We start from the raw sequence: 14,296 nt of genomic DNA on the forward strand, positions 1-14,296 counted from the left end.
AAGGGCAGCCGCGCATGCAGGGCACCGTCGACGGCTTCAGTTACGGACTCGTCACTCCCGTGGTGGCGTACCTCATGGCCTGCCTCGGCGGCGCGCTCGGTCTGCGCTGCACCACAAGATCGATGCTGGTCAGCCAGTCCTGGCGGGCCGGGTGGCTCGCCCTGGGAGCGGCCGCGATGGGGTCCGGCATCTGGACCATGCACTTCGTCGCGATGATGGGGTTCACCGTCACGCAGACCCCCATCCACTACGACAAGGCGACCACGTTCGCGAGCCTCGCCGTCGCCATCGTCATGGTCGGCGTCGGCGTCTTCATCGTGGGCTACCGGGGCGCGACCGGGGTCGCGCTCTTCACCGGCGGAACCCTCACCGGTCTCGGGATCGCCTCGATGCACTACCTCGGTATGGCGGGAATGCGCCTCAACGGAGTGCTGCAGTACGACACCCTCACCGTCGCCGCGTCCGTCGTCATAGCGGTCGTCGCGGCGACCGCCGCCCTCTGGGCCGCCGGACAGATCCGCGGATTCCTGTGGAGCGTCGGAGCGAGCCTTGTGATGGGACTCGCCGTCACCGGCATGCACTACACGGGCATGGCCGCCCTCAGCGTCCATCTGCACGGCATGGGGGGAACACCGGCCGGTGAGACACCGGCCGCCCTGCTGGCCCCCATGATGATCGGCCCGCTCGTCTTCCTGTGCCTGGCCGGCGTCGTCGTCATGTTCGACCCGCTGATGGTCATGGGCAGGCCCGACTGGGCTCCGGCGGAGCGCAAGCCCGGTGTGCCGGCCCACCCCCGGGTCGCCCACACCGGACGGCATCCGTCCGTCCACCCCCGCCGGGGTGCCGCACAGAGGTTCCGGGCCCCGCAGAACCGGTGACCACCCCGGTTGTCAGTGCGGGGTCGTACGGTGGACAGCATGCGGCCCGTTTCCCAGATCGAACGCTCGGTGGCGCCCTTCGAGGTCGTCAGCTCCTACCAGCCCAACGGCGACCAGCCCACGGCCATCGCCGAGCTGGAAAAGCGCATCAGCGCAGGTGAGAAGGATGTCGTCCTGCTGGGTGCCACCGGTACCGGTAAGTCCGCGACCACCGCGTGGATGATCGAGAAGCTCCAGCGGCCCACCCTGGTGATGGCGCCGAACAAGACGCTGGCCGCCCAGCTGGCCAACGAGTTCCGCGAGCTGCTGCCGAACAACGCGGTCGAATACTTCGTCTCGTACTACGACTACTACCAGCCCGAGGCCTACGTCCCACAGTCGGACACGTACATCGAGAAGGACTCCTCGATCAACGAGGAGGTGGAGCGCCTGCGTCACTCCGCCACCAACTCGCTGCTCACCCGGCGTGACGTCATCGTGGTCGCTTCTGTCTCCTGCATCTACGGCCTCGGTACTCCCCAGGAGTACGTGGACCGCATGGTCAGCCTCCGGGTCGGCGACGAGATCGACCGTGACCAGTTGCTTCGCCGCTTCGTCGACATCCAGTACGCGCGCAACGACATGGCATTCGCGCGCGGCACCTTCCGGGTGCGCGGCGACACGATCGAGATCTTCCCGGTCTACGAGGAGCTGGCCGTCCGCATCGAGATGTTCGGCGACGAGATCGAGGCCCTCTCGACCCTCCACCCGCTCACCGGTGAGGTCATCAGCGACGACGAGCAGCTGTACGTCTTCCCGGCCTCCCACTACATCGCGGGCCCCGAGCGCATGGAGCGGGCGATCAGCGGCATCGAGAAGGAGCTGGAGCAGCGCCTGACCGAGCTGGAGAAGCAGGGCAAGCTCCTGGAGGCCCAGCGGCTGCGCATGCGCACGACGTACGACATCGAGATGCTTCGCCAGATCGGCACCTGCTCCGGCGTGGAGAACTACTCGATGCACTTCGACGCGCGTGACCCCGGTTCCCCGCCGAACACGCTGCTGGACTACTTCCCGGAGGACTTCCTGCTCGTCATCGACGAGTCACACGTCACCGTTCCGCAGATCGGTGCCATGTACGAGGGCGACGCCTCTCGCAAGCGCACCCTCGTCGAGCACGGCTTCCGCCTGCCCTCGGCCCTGGACAACCGCCCGCTGAAGTGGGAGGAGTTCCAAGGGCGCATCGGCCAGACCGTCTATCTCTCGGCGACCCCGGGACCGTACGAGCTCTCCCGGTCCGACGGGCAGGTCGAGCAGATCATCCGCCCCACCGGACTCGTCGACCCCGAAGTCGTGGTCAAGCCCACGGAAGGACAGATCGACGACCTGGTGCACGAGATCCGCAAGCGCACCGAGAAGGACGAGCGCGTCCTGGTCACCACGCTCACCAAGAAGATGGCGGAGGATCTCACCGACTACTTCCTGGAGCTCGGCATCCAGGTGCGCTATCTGCACAGCGACGTGGACACCCTGCGCCGTGTCGAGCTGCTGCGCGAGCTGCGGTCCGGTGAGTACGACGTCCTGGTCGGCATCAACCTCCTCCGGGAGGGCCTCGACCTGCCCGAGGTCTCCCTGGTGGCGATTCTCGACGCCGACAAGGAGGGATTCCTGCGCTCGGGGACCTCGCTCATCCAGACCATCGGCCGTGCCGCGCGCAATGTCTCGGGCCAGGTCCATATGTACGCGGACAAGATCACTCCGGCGATGGAGAAGGCCATCGAGGAGACCAACCGCCGCCGCGAGAAGCAGATCGCGTACAACAAGGCGAACGGCATCGACCCGCAACCGCTCCGCAAGAAGATCAACGACATCGTGGCGCAGATCGCCCGAGAGGACGTGGACACGGAGCAGCTGCTCGGCACCGGCTACCGCAAGGCGAAGGACGGCAAGGGCGCCAAGGCTCCCGTGCCCTCGCTCGGCGGCCAGGCGGCGAAGGGGGCCAAGCCCGCCAAGGGCAAGGGCAAGGCCAAGGAGGCGGTCCCGACCGACCGGCCGGCGGCCGAACTTGCCGAGCAGATCGAGGAGCTGACGGAGCGGATGCGGGCCGCGGCTGCGGACCTCCAGTTCGAGATCGCGGCGCGGCTGCGCGACGAGGTCTCCGAGATGAAGAAGGAACTGCGCCAGATGAGGGAGGCGGGCCTGGCCTGACGTTCCCCACCCGGACGAACCCCGGAACACACGCGCTGTGTTGCAAGACCGACACAAAGCGCGGCCCGGGGTTCGTCACTGTCAGTGCCGCTGCGTAGGGTTTTGGCATCCGCGGAGTCCGCGGCACAGGGGACGGTTTGAGAGGGGAACGGCGCGTGACCGTCAACATGACCAAGGGGCAGGCCATCAGCCTGCAGAAGAACGACGGGGGCACGCTGACCGCGGTGCGCATGGGGCTCGGCTGGCAGGCCGCCCCCCGGCGCGGGCTGTTCGGTTCGCGCACCCGGGAGATCGACCTGGACGCGTCCGCCGTGCTCTTCGCGGACAAGCAGCCCGTGGACGTGGTCTTCTTCCGTCACCTCGTCAGCGACGACGGATCCGTGCGGCACACGGGCGACAACCTCGTCGGCGGAGTCGGACAGGGTGGAGACGACGAGGCGATCCTCGTCGACCTTCAGCGCGTTCCGGTCCACATCGACCAGATCGTCTTCACGGTGAACTCCTTCACGGGCCAGACGTTCCAGGAGGTGCAGAACGCGTTCTGCCGCCTGGTCGACGAGAGCAACGGCCAGGAGCTGGCCCGTTACACGCTGGCCGGCGGGGGCGCGTACACGGCGCAGATCATGGCGAAGGTGCACCGCGCGGGTGCGGGCTGGACCATGACGGCCCTCGGCACCCCGGCCAACGGCCGCACCTTCCAGGACCTGATGCCGGCGATCCTGCCGCATCTGTAGACGTCCGGACGCCGGGAACAAGAAGCGACACAGGGGGACGAGGCGATGACGGCCGAGCTGGTCCGGGGGCAGAACCATCCGCTTCCGCAGGCCCGCCTCGAGGTCCGGGTGTCGGCCGGGATGCCGGTGGTGGCCGGGGCCACGCTGGGAGACGCACAGGGCAGGGTGCGCGGCATCGAGTGGGTGGCCCATCCGGGCGCACCCACGCTGCCCGGACTCGAGGTCTCCCGGCAGGCTGCGGCCGACCACCGTCTGGCCTTCGACCTGGACGCGCTGCCGGAGACCGTGCACCGGGTGAGCGTGCTGCTCGCCTTGCCCACGGGGACCGGCGGTCCGGCGCGGTTCGGCGGCCTTGCCGCCCCCGTCGCCGCGGTCACCGGCCTCGACGGCTCGGAGGTCGCCCACTACACCGTGAGCGGCCTGGACTCCGAGTCCGCGGTCATCGCGCTGGAGCTCTATCGCAGAGGGGGCGCCTGGAAGGTCCGCGCGGTCGGCCAGGGGTACGCGGGCGGGCTGGCCGCGCTCCTCGCGGACCAGGGCCTGGCCGAGGCCGAGCAACTCGCGGGAGGGATCAACGAGGCGGTGGTCCAGGGCGTGGCTCGCTTGGTCGCGCCGCCCCCGCCGCGCCTCCCGGACGGTGACCGCACACGGCAGCCGGCCGCCCCGGCGGCGCCTCACGGGGCATCCGGCGCCGTACCGCCGCACCAGGGGGCGCCGGGCGTGCCGAGACAGGAGTCCCCGTACGACGTCACCGGCTCGCCCGATCCGGCCCCGCAACCCGGTCCCGGCGGCCCGATCGACTACGTCCACCCCGGCCGGCAGAGCGTGGCACCGCCGGCGCCCCCGCCGCCGCCCGCGCCCGGGACGCCGGGGCAGCCTGCCCAGCCCGTCGCGGGCGACGCAACCGGCTGGTCCATGGAGGAGCGGCTCTACAACCAGGTGTGGGGCATGTTCGAGGACCTGGCGCGCACGGCCGCCGCGTACCGCAGCGCCGTCGACTTCGCCGACTCACGACTGGCGCAAGAGCTGGACAAGGTCCTGGCCGACCCGCGCAACCGGCTCGGCCGGCAGGGCGACCTCGCACGCGAGGCGGCCCGGACCAAGCACGCCCAGCTCGTCGGCCAGGCCAGAGCCTCGCTCGACCGTGACCTCACCCAGCTCATCGCGGAGTCGGATGTCGTCGAGCCCGCGCTGCCCCCGGCGTTCGCGCGCTGGGACAACCCGGTCTGGCACGGCTACCGGGTGCCGATGGAGATCCCCATGGCCGTGCGCCTCGGGGATCTGCACCTCCCGGAGAGCGAGAGCCTGCGCATCCCCATGCTGGTCAGGCTGCCGTTGGAACGCGGGCTGTGGATCGACAGCGGCCGCTCCGGATCCCTCGACCCGCTCGCGGACTCCGATCAACTGCGTCGGCTGGCCATGGAGACGGCGGTGGCGCATGCGGCACGGCTCCTGGCGGTGTACCCGCCCGATGTGTTCGCGGTGCATGTGATCGACCCGGCCGGTTCGGGGGCCCCGGCGCTCGCCCCGCTGGTGCACTCCGGCGTGCTCGCCGACGCGCCCGCCGTCGGCGCCGCGGGCGTGGGCGACATGCTGACGCGGCTGACCCGGCGAGTCGACCTGCTCCAGATGGCAGCGCGCGGCGGCGCCTCGGACGCTCTGCCGCCGGACCTCGACACCTCGGAGCACCTGCTGATCGTTCATGATTTCCCGCACGGCTTCGACGACCGGGCCGTGACCCAGCTGCGCTACCTCGCGGACGAGGGGCCGTCCGTGGGCGTGCATCTGATGATGGTCGCCGACCGGGAGGACGCTGCCGCCTATGGTCCGCTGCTCGACCCCCTCTGGCGCTCACTGCTGCGGCTCACCCCTGTTCCCGACGACCACCTCGCGGACCCTTGGGTCGGCCATGCGTGGACGTACGAACCACCGCGCGTGCCACCGGGCAGCCAGGTCCTCGTGCAGGTGCTCGGCCAAGTGGCGCAGGCCCGTCGCGCCTGGAACCGCTGACCTGCCCCGACCTGCTTCCCAAGGACGAGTAAAGGTGCCCTGAGCAGGCGACTTGGCTTTTCCTTTACCAATCTCTTTACCTTTCCTTGGTGATTGAGGTAGTGTCTTTCCCACGGAGGGGAGTACCCCCTACGGCGCACCCGTCAGTACGGATCAGGCCAGATCCCGGGGCGTCGGCCCACCGGCATCCGGCGCCCCGAACGCCCCGGAGGCCACGGGTGGAAGAGACCTCCGGTAGCGACGACGCTGACATATGCCGTGACGTACTGCCGGAGGCGCAGTGGATGTTTCCCCGACCCTGTGGGTCCTCACCATCGCGGGCCTGGCCGCCCTCATCGCGGTCGATTTCTTCATCGGCCGCAAGCCGCACGACGTGTCGACCAAGGAAGCCGGCATCTGGACGATCGTCTGGATCGCCCTGGCCGGAATGTTCGGCCTGGGTCTGCTCGTCTTCGGCGGCGGCCGGCCGGCCGGCGAGTTCTTCGCGGGCTTCATCACCGAGAAGTCGCTGAGCGTCGACAATCTCTTCGTCTTCGTCCTGATCATGACGAAGTTCGCGGTGCCCTCCCAGTACCAGCAGCGCGTGCTCCTCGTCGGCGTGCTCATAGCCCTGGTCCTGCGGGCCGTCTTCATCGCCGCGGGCGCCGCCATCCTCTCGTCCTTCTCCTGGGTCTTCTACCTCTTCGGCGCATTCCTGATCTGGACCGCCTGGAAGCTGATCCAGGAAGCAAGGGCCGGAAAGGAGGACGAGGAATACGAGGAGAACAAACTGCTGAGGGCGGCCGAGCGCCGCTTCGGCGTGGCCGACCGGTACCACGGCACCAAGCTGTGGATCCGGCGGAACGGCAAGCGGGTCATGACACCGATGCTGGTCGTGATGCTCGCGATCGGCAGCACCGACGTGCTGTTCGCCCTCGACTCCATCCCCGCCATCTTCGGCCTGACCCAGGATCCGTACATCGTCTTCACGGCCAACGCGTTCGCGCTGATGGGCCTGAGGCAGCTTTACTTCCTCATCGGTGGCCTGCTCAAGAGGCTGATCCACCTCTCCTACGGCCTGTCGATCATCCTCGGCTTCATCGGGGTCAAGCTGGTGCTGCACGCCCTCCACGAGTCCGGTGTGCAGGTTCCCGAGATCTCGATACCGGTCTCCCTGGGCGTGATCTGCACGGTGCTGGTCATCACCACCATCACCAGTCTGATGGCCTCCAGAAAGCAGGAGGAGATCGAGAGGGCACAGCAGGACAGCGTCCAGACCTGACCCGGAATGCGGCCCGCGTGCCGGTCTGCGACGATCATTGGCATGGTCGTCGGGCTCCGGTCACTCGCGGCGCGGTGGACGGCCGTCGTCCCGGTGGCCGCGGTGGTCCTCCTGGCCCTCACCTGGGGGCGGAGTCAGCCCGGCGGGGTCGTCGCCCTGGTGACGGTGGTCCTCGCCGGATCCGTCCTGGCCGCGGTCCACCACGCCGAGGTGGTCGCGCACCGGGTCGGTGAGCCGTTCGGGTCACTCGTCCTCGCCGTCGCGGTCACGGTCATCGAGGTCGCGCTCATCGTCACCCTCATGGCGGACGGCGGCAGCAAGAGCGCGACCCTGGCCCGTGACACGGTCTTCGCGGCCGTGATGATCACCTGCAACGGCGTCGTCGGCGCGAGCCTCCTGGTGGCCTCGCTCCGTCACAGGATCGCGGTCTTCAACCCCGAGGGAACCGGCGCCGCGCTCGCCACCGTCGCGACCCTGGCGACTCTCAGCCTGGTCCTGCCGACGTTCACCACGAGCAAGCCCGGCCCGGAGTTCTCCACGGCCCAGCTCACCTTCGCCGCGCTCGCCTCGCTGATCCTCTACGGGCTGTTCGTGACCACCCAGACCGTGCGCCACCGCGACTACTTCCTCCCGATCACCCGGCAGGGAGAGGTGATCCGCGCGGACGACCACGCCGACGCGCCGCCCACCCGAGTCGCGGCCCTCAGCCTGGGCCTGCTCGCGCTGGCCCTCGTCGGTGTCGTCGGACTCGCCAAGGGCGTCTCGCCCACCATCGAGTCCGGCGTGGCGGCGGCCGGCATGCCCCAGGCCGTCGTCGGGGTGGTGATCGCGCTGCTCGTGCTACTGCCCGAGACCATCGCCGCCCTGCGGTCGGCACGCCGCGACCGGGTCCAGACAAGCCTCAACCTCGCCCTCGGCTCGGCGATGGCCAGCATCGGCCTGACCATCCCCGCCGTGGCCTTCGCCTCCCTGTGGCTGCCCGGCCCGCTCCTCCTCGGCCTCGGCCCGCTCCACATGGTGCTGCTCGCGCTGACCGTGGTGGTGAGCTCGCTGACCGTGGTCCCCGGCCGCGCCACACCGCTCCAGGGCGGAGTGCACCTCGTACTGTTCGCGGCGTATCTCGAGCTGGCAGTGGCCCCTTAGACGACGGCCGGACACCCCAGGCCCGCGGCAGGTCGTCACGGAAGCGCCGGTGTACCCGCCGGCCTCTCACCGGGCGCGGGTTCCGCCACCGGGACGGACACGGGACGGGTCTCCGGCAGCAGCGCGAAGCATGCCAGGCTGAACAGGGCCACAGCCGTCAGATAGGCGCCGACACCCCACGGCACCCGCCCCCCGTGCCCGGCCAGCGTGGTGGCCACGATCGGGGTGAGGGCGCCGCCGAGCACACCGCCGAGGTTGTAGCCCACGGCCGCGCCCGTGCACCGGACCCGGGGTTCGTACAGTTCCGGCAGATACGCGGCGGTCACGGCGAACATCGTGATGAAGGCGAGCATCGCTCCCAGGAACCCCAGGAACATCAGCAGAGGCTTTCCCGTGGACAGCAGCGCGACCATCGGGAACATCCACAGGGCGACGGCGGCGCACCCCGTGAGGCACAGCGGCCGCCGTCCGTAGCGGTCGCCCAGGAGGGCCGCGAGGGGGGTCAGGGCTCCCTGCACCAGGACGGTGGCCATGACGCACGTCAGCATGACCGGACGGCTCACACCGAGCCGCTCCGTCGCATAGGCCAGGGACCAGGTCGTCACGGAGTAGAAGACCGCGTACCCGACCGCGAGCGCGCCGGCCGTCAGCAGCACCAGCCGCCAGTGGACGCGTACGATTTCGGCGAGCGGCACCCGCGCGTGGTCGTCGATCTCCAGGAAGAGCGGACTCTCCGTCAGCGAACCGCGCAGCCACAGACCCGCTGCCGCGAGCAGCCCCGCCGTCCAGAAGGGGATCCGCCACCCCCAGGACGCGAACTGGGCGTCCGACAGCGTCGCCGACAGCCCCAGCATCATGCCGTTGGCCAGCATGAACCCCAGCGAAGGGCCCACCTGCGGAAAGCTCGACCACAGGGCACGCCGCCCGGGCGGCGCGTGTTCCACGGTCAGCAGCACGGCACCGCCCCACTCTCCGCCGAGCCCGAGACCCTGAAGAAAGCGCAGCACCAGAAGGAGCACGGGGGCGGCCACGCCGATCGTCTCGTACGTAGGCACACAGCCGACCGCCACCGTCGCCGTTCCGGTCAGCATCAGGGAGGCGATGAGGACCGGCCGTCTGCCGCGCCGGTCACCGATGTGCCCGAACAGCACCGAGCCGAGCGGGCGGGCGATGAAGCCGACCCCGAAGGTGCCGAAGGCCGCGAGCGTGCCCGCGACCGGCGAGAAGGTCGGAAAGAACAGAGGTCCCAGGACCAGGGCGGCGGCGGTCCCGTAGACGAAGAAGTCGTAGAACTCGATGGCGGTCCCCGCCAGTGAGGCGGCGGCGAGCCGGAACAGGGACGGCGCCCTCACATTGCGTGCGTCGTGCATGCCGCCTCAACTACCCACCGTGATCGGCGGTTACGGGGGCGCATGGGGGCTCGGTGCATGAGGTGACGGGAGAGGGCGTACGCCCGCGGCGCAGGGATGATCAGTGCGTCAGGACCATGCGCCGGGCGGGGCCGTCCCCGGCGTACGGTGCCGCCGCACGTGATAAACCGGGGGCCGAGCCGCGGTCCGAGTGTGGGCCGGCAGATCCGAACGGACCGGAGGAACCGTGCCCCGTACCCTCGCCAGCGCCCCGATCTTGGTCCTCAACGGCCCCAACCTCAACCTCCTCGGGCAGCGCCAGCCGGAGATCTACGGCTCCGACACACTCGCGGACGTCGAGACGCTGTGTGCGAAGACGGCGGCCGCCTACGGGGGCACCGTGGACTTCCGGCAGTCCAACCACGAGGGCGAACTGGTGGAGTGGATCCACGAGGCACGGCTGAACCACGCGGGAATCGTGATCAACCCGGCCGCCTACTCGCACACCTCCGTCGCGATCCTGGACGCCCTCAACACGTGCGACGGACTGCCGGTCGTGGAGGTCCACATCTCCAACATCCACCAGCGCGAGCAGTTCCGGCACCACTCGTACGTCTCCCTGCGCGCCGACGGGGTCATCGCCGGGTGCGGTGTGCAGGGATACGCGTTCGCGGTGGAGCGGGTCGCGACGCTCGCGGGGGCGGAGCGGACGGAGGCGTGACGCCCCGTCACCGCCCCTGAGCAACGACGCCAAGTCCGGTTGTCAGTGGCGGGTGCCACGATCAACTCATGAACTTCTTCGACGGATTGATCGTGCCGGACGCGCCGGATGAGCCGCAGTCCGTGATGCATCGGCTGGGCCCCTATCACCAGGCGGAGGACGAGTCGCTCCCGCCGGCCGACTGGTTCGTGCCGGCGCGTGTGCCCCAGGTCACCGAGGCCGGCGCCGGCCCCGACGTGCGCATCATGCTCACGGGCTGGGGAGGTATGGCCAGGATCGGTCACCTTACGTCTGGGGATCTTCCTGCGGACCTTCCATGACGGCCGGTTGGAGCATCCCGTCCCCTGGGGCGGTCGGGGCGGTGCCGGAGCCCTGCGGTTCGGTGTGCTGCTCGCCGACGGGCGGCGGGTGACCACCCTCGACGGGCAGCCCTGGCCCGGGCCCGCGGAGGGAAGGCCCCGGCCGACGCTCCAGCTTGGCGGTGGCGGCGGCGGTGGATTCCACTACGACATCGAACTCCACCTCTCACAGCTGCCGCCAGAGGGTCCCACGCAACTGGTCGTGGAATGGCCCGACATGGCGGTGCCCGAGACGCGCACGGAGATCGACGCGACCGCGCTGCGGGCTGCTGCCGCCGACGCCGTGAGGATCTGGCCGGCGCACGAGGACGAGCCGCCCGAGGAGGAGCGGAACGCCTCTGCGGCGGAGGAGGAGACGCCGCGGACTCTCCTCGTCGCCACGCGACCGGCGCCGTTCATCACCACCGTCGTCGGGCCCGCCGGTCGGCTTCACGACGTGCCGTCCGACCCGCCGCGACCCGATCCCGACCGCGGCGACTGGGAGGGGATCACCCACGACGGATGGAAGGACATCGACCTCATCAGAGCACGGCTGGCACATGGCGCCGAGCCGGGCGGACCGCTCGAATCCTGGAGCGACGAGACCCCGCTGCATCTCGCCGCGCAGCACGGCTCGGGCGAGGTCGTCGCGGAACTGCTGCGCCATGTCGAGGACGTGGACATCCCGGCGGACAACGGCCGGACCCCGCTGTGGGACGCGGTCTGCCACGGCGCACGGGAGCCGGTCGAACTACTGCTCGCCGCGGGCGCGGACGCCTGGAGTCCGCAACTGGGCGGACGCTCACCCGGCAGACTGGCCCTGACGACCGCGCTCGCCCCGCTCTTCGCGGGACTGCCGGGCGCGGTGCCGCTGACCGCCGAGGAGCGCGCGGCGCAGGAGGACGCCGACCGCCGGGCCGCCGTCTTCCACGACGTCCACACCGAGGGGGCTTCGTTCGCGTTCGTGGCCGGGCTGGACGAGGAGACGGTGATACGGCGTTTGGGCGCCGACCCGGCAGCCGCGGCCGTACTGGACCTCGACAAGGAGCCGGGCCCCTACGGCACGGGACCCGGCGGCTTCGACCCCTACGGTGAGGAGGCCGGGCGGTTCGTGGGGGTGACCGGAGTGCCGGGTGGCTGTGTGCTCCTCCAGCCCATGGGATTCACGGTGAGCACCCATGCGGTGCTCGACGCGCTGTCCCTCGGCACCACCGCGTACGGGCTCTACTTCAATCCCAAGGGGGGCACCTTCGGCCAGTTCTCGCGCGACGGCCGCAGCGAGCCGCACGAGGAGATCGGGTTGGTCTGGGGCGGTGAGCCGGAACTGCACTGGCTGTACCGCTTCTGGCAGTGGGACAAGCCGGGGATGTGGGACGCCGGCGAACTGGCGTACGCCTCACACAGGGGAGGGGTACGCCTGGCCGACCAGCGTGCCGTCGCGGGACCTCCGCGGCGATGGGCGGAGATACCCGAGGGCAGCCCGTTGCTGCCCTGAGAGCAGGCGAGACCGTACGCGAGGCCCCGGAGCCGTCGGGTGCCCGTCTCAGAGCCGTCCCGCCTCCACGATCCGGCGCAGAAAGTGCTGTGTGCGTTCCTCCCGGGGGTCGTCGAAGACCTGCTCGGCCGTGCCGCGTTCCAGGACCACACCGCCGTCGAGGAAGCAGACCTGGTCCGAGACCTCGCGGGCGAAGCCCATCTCATGGGTGGCCAGCACCATGGTCATGCCCGCGTCCTTGCAGGTCCCGGACGACAGTGAGGACCTCACCCACGAGCTCCGGATCGAGGGCGGCGGTGATCTCGTCCAGGAGCAGCAGCCGGGGGCGTACGGCCAACGCGCGCACGATCGCGACGCTTTGCTGCCGGCCACCGTTCAGGCGGTCCGGATACTCGCCCGCCTTGGCTGCGAGCCCGAGGCGCTCCAGCAGTGCGCGAGCCTGCTCCTCGGCCGTGGCACGGTCCACGCGCACAAACGCTCGACTTCTCCCTCGCCGAGATCTCACGGCACGGCGAGGAACGCTGCGCCGGTGAGCGCGCCGGGGCCGCCGGCCGAGGGCGGGAAACAAGGGACCGGCGGCCCGTACCGCGCAGGAGCCGTCATCCTGAGCGGGGCTGCTTCCAGTTGACTGCGTCGGCGCGTGCGCCGGGAGCGCGCGCAGGAGACCGGTGTGAGCGAACGGTTCACACGGGGCGCGTGCGCCCGGCCCTCAGACCGGGCGGCGGGCCACGGGGGCGGCGCCGGTCGGCGTCGCCTCACCTGCCTCCGCTCACCTGCCTCCGCTCACCAGCCCCGTGCGTGCCACTCCGCCAGATGCGGACGCTCGTTGCCCAGCGTGGTGTCGTTGCCGTGCCCGGGGTAGACCCAGGTCTCGTCGGGAAGCACGTCGAAGATCTTCGTCTCCACGTCGTGGATCAGGCTGGCGAAGGCTTTCGGGTCCTTGTGGGTGTTGCCCACGCCGCCCGGAAAGAGACAGTCCCCGGTGAACACGTGCGGGTGCCCGTGCGGGTCGTCGTAGACGAGGGCGATCGAGCCCGGCGTGTGGCCCACCAGATGGCGGGCGGTGAGCTCCACGCGGCCCACCCGGACCGTGTCGCCGTCGTCGACCGCCACGTCCGTCGGCACGGGGATGCCGTCGGCGTCCTCCCGGCCCGCGTACGTCCGCGCGCCCGTGGCCGCCACAACCTCGGCGAGCGCCTGCCAGTGGTCCCCGTGCCGGTGCGTGGTGACGACGGAGGCGATGCCGTCGTCACCGATCATGCAGAGGAGCGTCCTCGCGTCGTTGGCCGCGTCGATCAGCAGCTGCTCGTCGGTGGCCCGGCAGCGCAGGAGATACGCGTTGTTGTCCATCGGGCCGACCGCGATCTTGGTGATCATCAGGTCCTTCAGCTCGTGCACATCCGCCGGGCCGCCGACCGTCACCTGTCCGCTGTACGTCATGGCGGCAGCCTATAGCGGCGGGCCGAAGGGGGCTTGGCCTACAGCGGCGGGAGCTTCGGCAGCGACCCGCCCTCGACGTCCAGTGCGGAACCGTCGCCGCGGCCCGCCAGCCAGCCGAGCAGCACGGGCGCGGGCCCCCGGACCGTGACCTCGGGCTCGGCGGCGTCCCGGCCGGTGCTCCACGCGCGCGTGCCGTCCGTGACGCGGGTGGGCGGCACCCCCGTCTGCCCGGTGAACCGCTGTGTGAGGAAGTCGATCTCCCGCTCGGCGAACTCGAGCGGCAGGTCCTCCAGCTCGTACCCGATCCCGAGGTCGACATGGTGCAGTTCGACCTCGATCCAGCGTCGGAACGGCACCCGGGCGGCCGCGTCGGTGACGCCGTTGCGCAGCTCCACCGTGCGTGACCAGTCCGCGGGCGCGGCCCCGGCCTGCTGGAACCGGGCCGCGCTCTCGCGCAGGTCGGCGAGCTGGGCGTCCAGGGGGCGCGAGGCGTCCCGCTCGATATCGGCGTCCCGTGCCTCGGCCGAGACGTACATCGGACGCCCCTCCAGCACGTTCACGAGCGCGTCGGCGTTACGGGAGAGGTGGGCGAGGACGTGGCCCCGGGTCCAGCCGGGCAGGCGTGACGGCTTGGCCACTGCCGCGTCGTCCAGCTTGGCGACTGCGATGAGGAGTCGTTCGGTCGCGTCGCGTACAGATGCCAGGTCGTGCGCGTGATCCATCATGGGCCCGACCCTAGCCGG

The 14,296-nt window shown here is 70.5% G+C and carries 12 protein-coding genes and 1 pseudogene; 9 read left to right on the plus strand and 4 right to left on the minus strand.

Annotation, left to right across the window (positions count from 1 at the left end; all coding sequences use genetic code 11):
- Positions 1-14: 14 nt before the first annotated feature.
- The 6 genes from ABZ876_RS08865 to ABZ876_RS08890 all read left to right on the plus strand — a co-directional run bounded on the left by ABZ876_RS08865 (position 15) and on the right by ABZ876_RS08890 (position 8,210).
- Entirely contained in the window at positions 15-878 is an 864-nt protein-coding gene (locus tag ABZ876_RS08865) for an MHYT domain-containing protein (RefSeq protein ID WP_361776531.1), read from the plus strand.
- 39 nt (positions 879-917) lie between these two features.
- Positions 918-3,062: an excinuclease ABC subunit UvrB gene (uvrB, locus tag ABZ876_RS08870; RefSeq protein ID WP_361776534.1), complete on the plus strand. Its 2,145-nt coding sequence runs from the start codon at positions 918-920 to the stop codon at positions 3,060-3,062.
- A gap of 155 nt (positions 3,063-3,217) precedes the next feature.
- Positions 3,218-3,796 (plus strand): TerD family protein, encoded by a 579-nt coding sequence (locus ABZ876_RS08875; RefSeq protein ID WP_361776537.1) that lies wholly within the window; start codon positions 3,218-3,220, stop codon positions 3,794-3,796.
- 45 nt (positions 3,797-3,841) lie between these two features.
- A complete protein-coding gene (locus ABZ876_RS08880) occupies positions 3,842-5,806 on the plus strand; it encodes a TerD family protein (protein WP_361776540.1) in 1,965 nt (654 codons plus the stop codon).
- A 280-nt stretch (positions 5,807-6,086) separates the two neighbouring features.
- Positions 6,087-7,067 carry a TerC family protein gene (locus tag ABZ876_RS08885; RefSeq protein ID WP_361776542.1) on the plus strand — a complete coding sequence of 327 codons (981 nt, stop codon included), beginning with the start codon at positions 6,087-6,089 and terminating at the stop codon, positions 7,065-7,067.
- Between the two features lie 42 nt (positions 7,068-7,109).
- Positions 7,110-8,210, plus strand: coding sequence for an ionic transporter y4hA (locus ABZ876_RS08890; protein WP_361776545.1), 1,101 nt, complete (start codon positions 7,110-7,112; stop codon positions 8,208-8,210).
- 35 nt (positions 8,211-8,245) lie between these two features.
- Here the strand turns inward: ABZ876_RS08890 and ABZ876_RS08895 are convergent, their stop codons facing one another.
- Positions 8,246-9,580: an MFS transporter gene (locus tag ABZ876_RS08895; RefSeq protein WP_361776548.1), complete on the minus strand. Its 1,335-nt coding sequence runs from the start codon at positions 9,578-9,580 to the stop codon at positions 8,246-8,248.
- A gap of 226 nt (positions 9,581-9,806) precedes the next feature.
- On the opposite strand from ABZ876_RS08895, the gene aroQ reads away from it, so the two are divergent.
- From aroQ to ABZ876_RS08910, 3 genes are all read left to right on the plus strand, one after another.
- Positions 9,807-10,280, plus strand: a complete 474-nt coding sequence (aroQ, locus tag ABZ876_RS08900; protein ID WP_361776551.1) for a type II 3-dehydroquinate dehydratase — start codon at positions 9,807-9,809, stop codon at positions 10,278-10,280.
- 68 nt (positions 10,281-10,348) lie between these two features.
- Positions 10,349-10,600 (plus strand): hypothetical protein, encoded by a 252-nt coding sequence (locus ABZ876_RS08905; protein WP_361776554.1) that lies wholly within the window; start codon positions 10,349-10,351, stop codon positions 10,598-10,600.
- A gap of 7 nt (positions 10,601-10,607) precedes the next feature.
- Complete coding sequence (locus ABZ876_RS08910; RefSeq protein WP_361776557.1) at positions 10,608-12,113, plus strand: ankyrin repeat domain-containing protein; 1,506 nt, start codon at positions 10,608-10,610, stop codon at positions 12,111-12,113.
- Between the two features lie 48 nt (positions 12,114-12,161).
- Here the strand turns inward: ABZ876_RS08910 and ABZ876_RS08915 are convergent.
- From ABZ876_RS08915 to ABZ876_RS08925, 3 genes and pseudogenes are all read right to left on the minus strand, one after another.
- A pseudogene (locus ABZ876_RS08915) lies at positions 12,162-12,579 on the minus strand (ATP-binding cassette domain-containing protein); the annotation flags it as partial.
- A 317-nt stretch (positions 12,580-12,896) separates the two neighbouring features.
- On the minus strand, positions 12,897-13,553 hold the full coding sequence (locus ABZ876_RS08920) for an MBL fold metallo-hydrolase (RefSeq protein WP_361776560.1): 657 nt from the start codon (positions 13,551-13,553) through the stop codon (positions 12,897-12,899).
- Between the two features lie 38 nt (positions 13,554-13,591).
- Positions 13,592-14,278, minus strand: a complete 687-nt coding sequence (locus ABZ876_RS08925; RefSeq protein WP_361776563.1) for a maleylpyruvate isomerase family mycothiol-dependent enzyme — start codon at positions 14,276-14,278, stop codon at positions 13,592-13,594.
- Positions 14,279-14,296: the final 18 nt, after the last annotated feature.

It is taken from the genome of Streptomyces sp. NPDC046931, assembly GCF_040644655.1.
Lineage (GTDB): Bacteria > Actinomycetota > Actinomycetes > Streptomycetales > Streptomycetaceae > Streptomyces.

Coding starts and splice junctions, on each gene's coding strand:
- ABZ876_RS08880 (WP_361776540.1), top strand. CDS start 3,842: ATGACGGCCGAGCTGGTCCGGGGGCAGAACCATCCGCTTCCGCAGGCC.
- ABZ876_RS08925 (WP_361776563.1), bottom strand. CDS start 14,278: ATGATGGATCACGCGCACGACCTGGCATCTGTACGCGACGCGACCGAA.
- uvrB (WP_361776534.1), top strand. CDS start 918: ATGCGGCCCGTTTCCCAGATCGAACGCTCGGTGGCGCCCTTCGAGGTC.
- ABZ876_RS08905 (WP_361776554.1), top strand. CDS start 10,349: ATGAACTTCTTCGACGGATTGATCGTGCCGGACGCGCCGGATGAGCCG.
- ABZ876_RS08890 (WP_361776545.1), top strand. CDS start 7,110: ATGGTCGTCGGGCTCCGGTCACTCGCGGCGCGGTGGACGGCCGTCGTC.
- ABZ876_RS08920 (WP_361776560.1), bottom strand. CDS start 13,553: ATGACGTACAGCGGACAGGTGACGGTCGGCGGCCCGGCGGATGTGCAC.
- ABZ876_RS08895 (WP_361776548.1), bottom strand. CDS start 9,580: ATGCACGACGCACGCAATGTGAGGGCGCCGTCCCTGTTCCGGCTCGCC.
- ABZ876_RS08865 (WP_361776531.1), top strand. CDS start 15: ATGCAGGGCACCGTCGACGGCTTCAGTTACGGACTCGTCACTCCCGTG.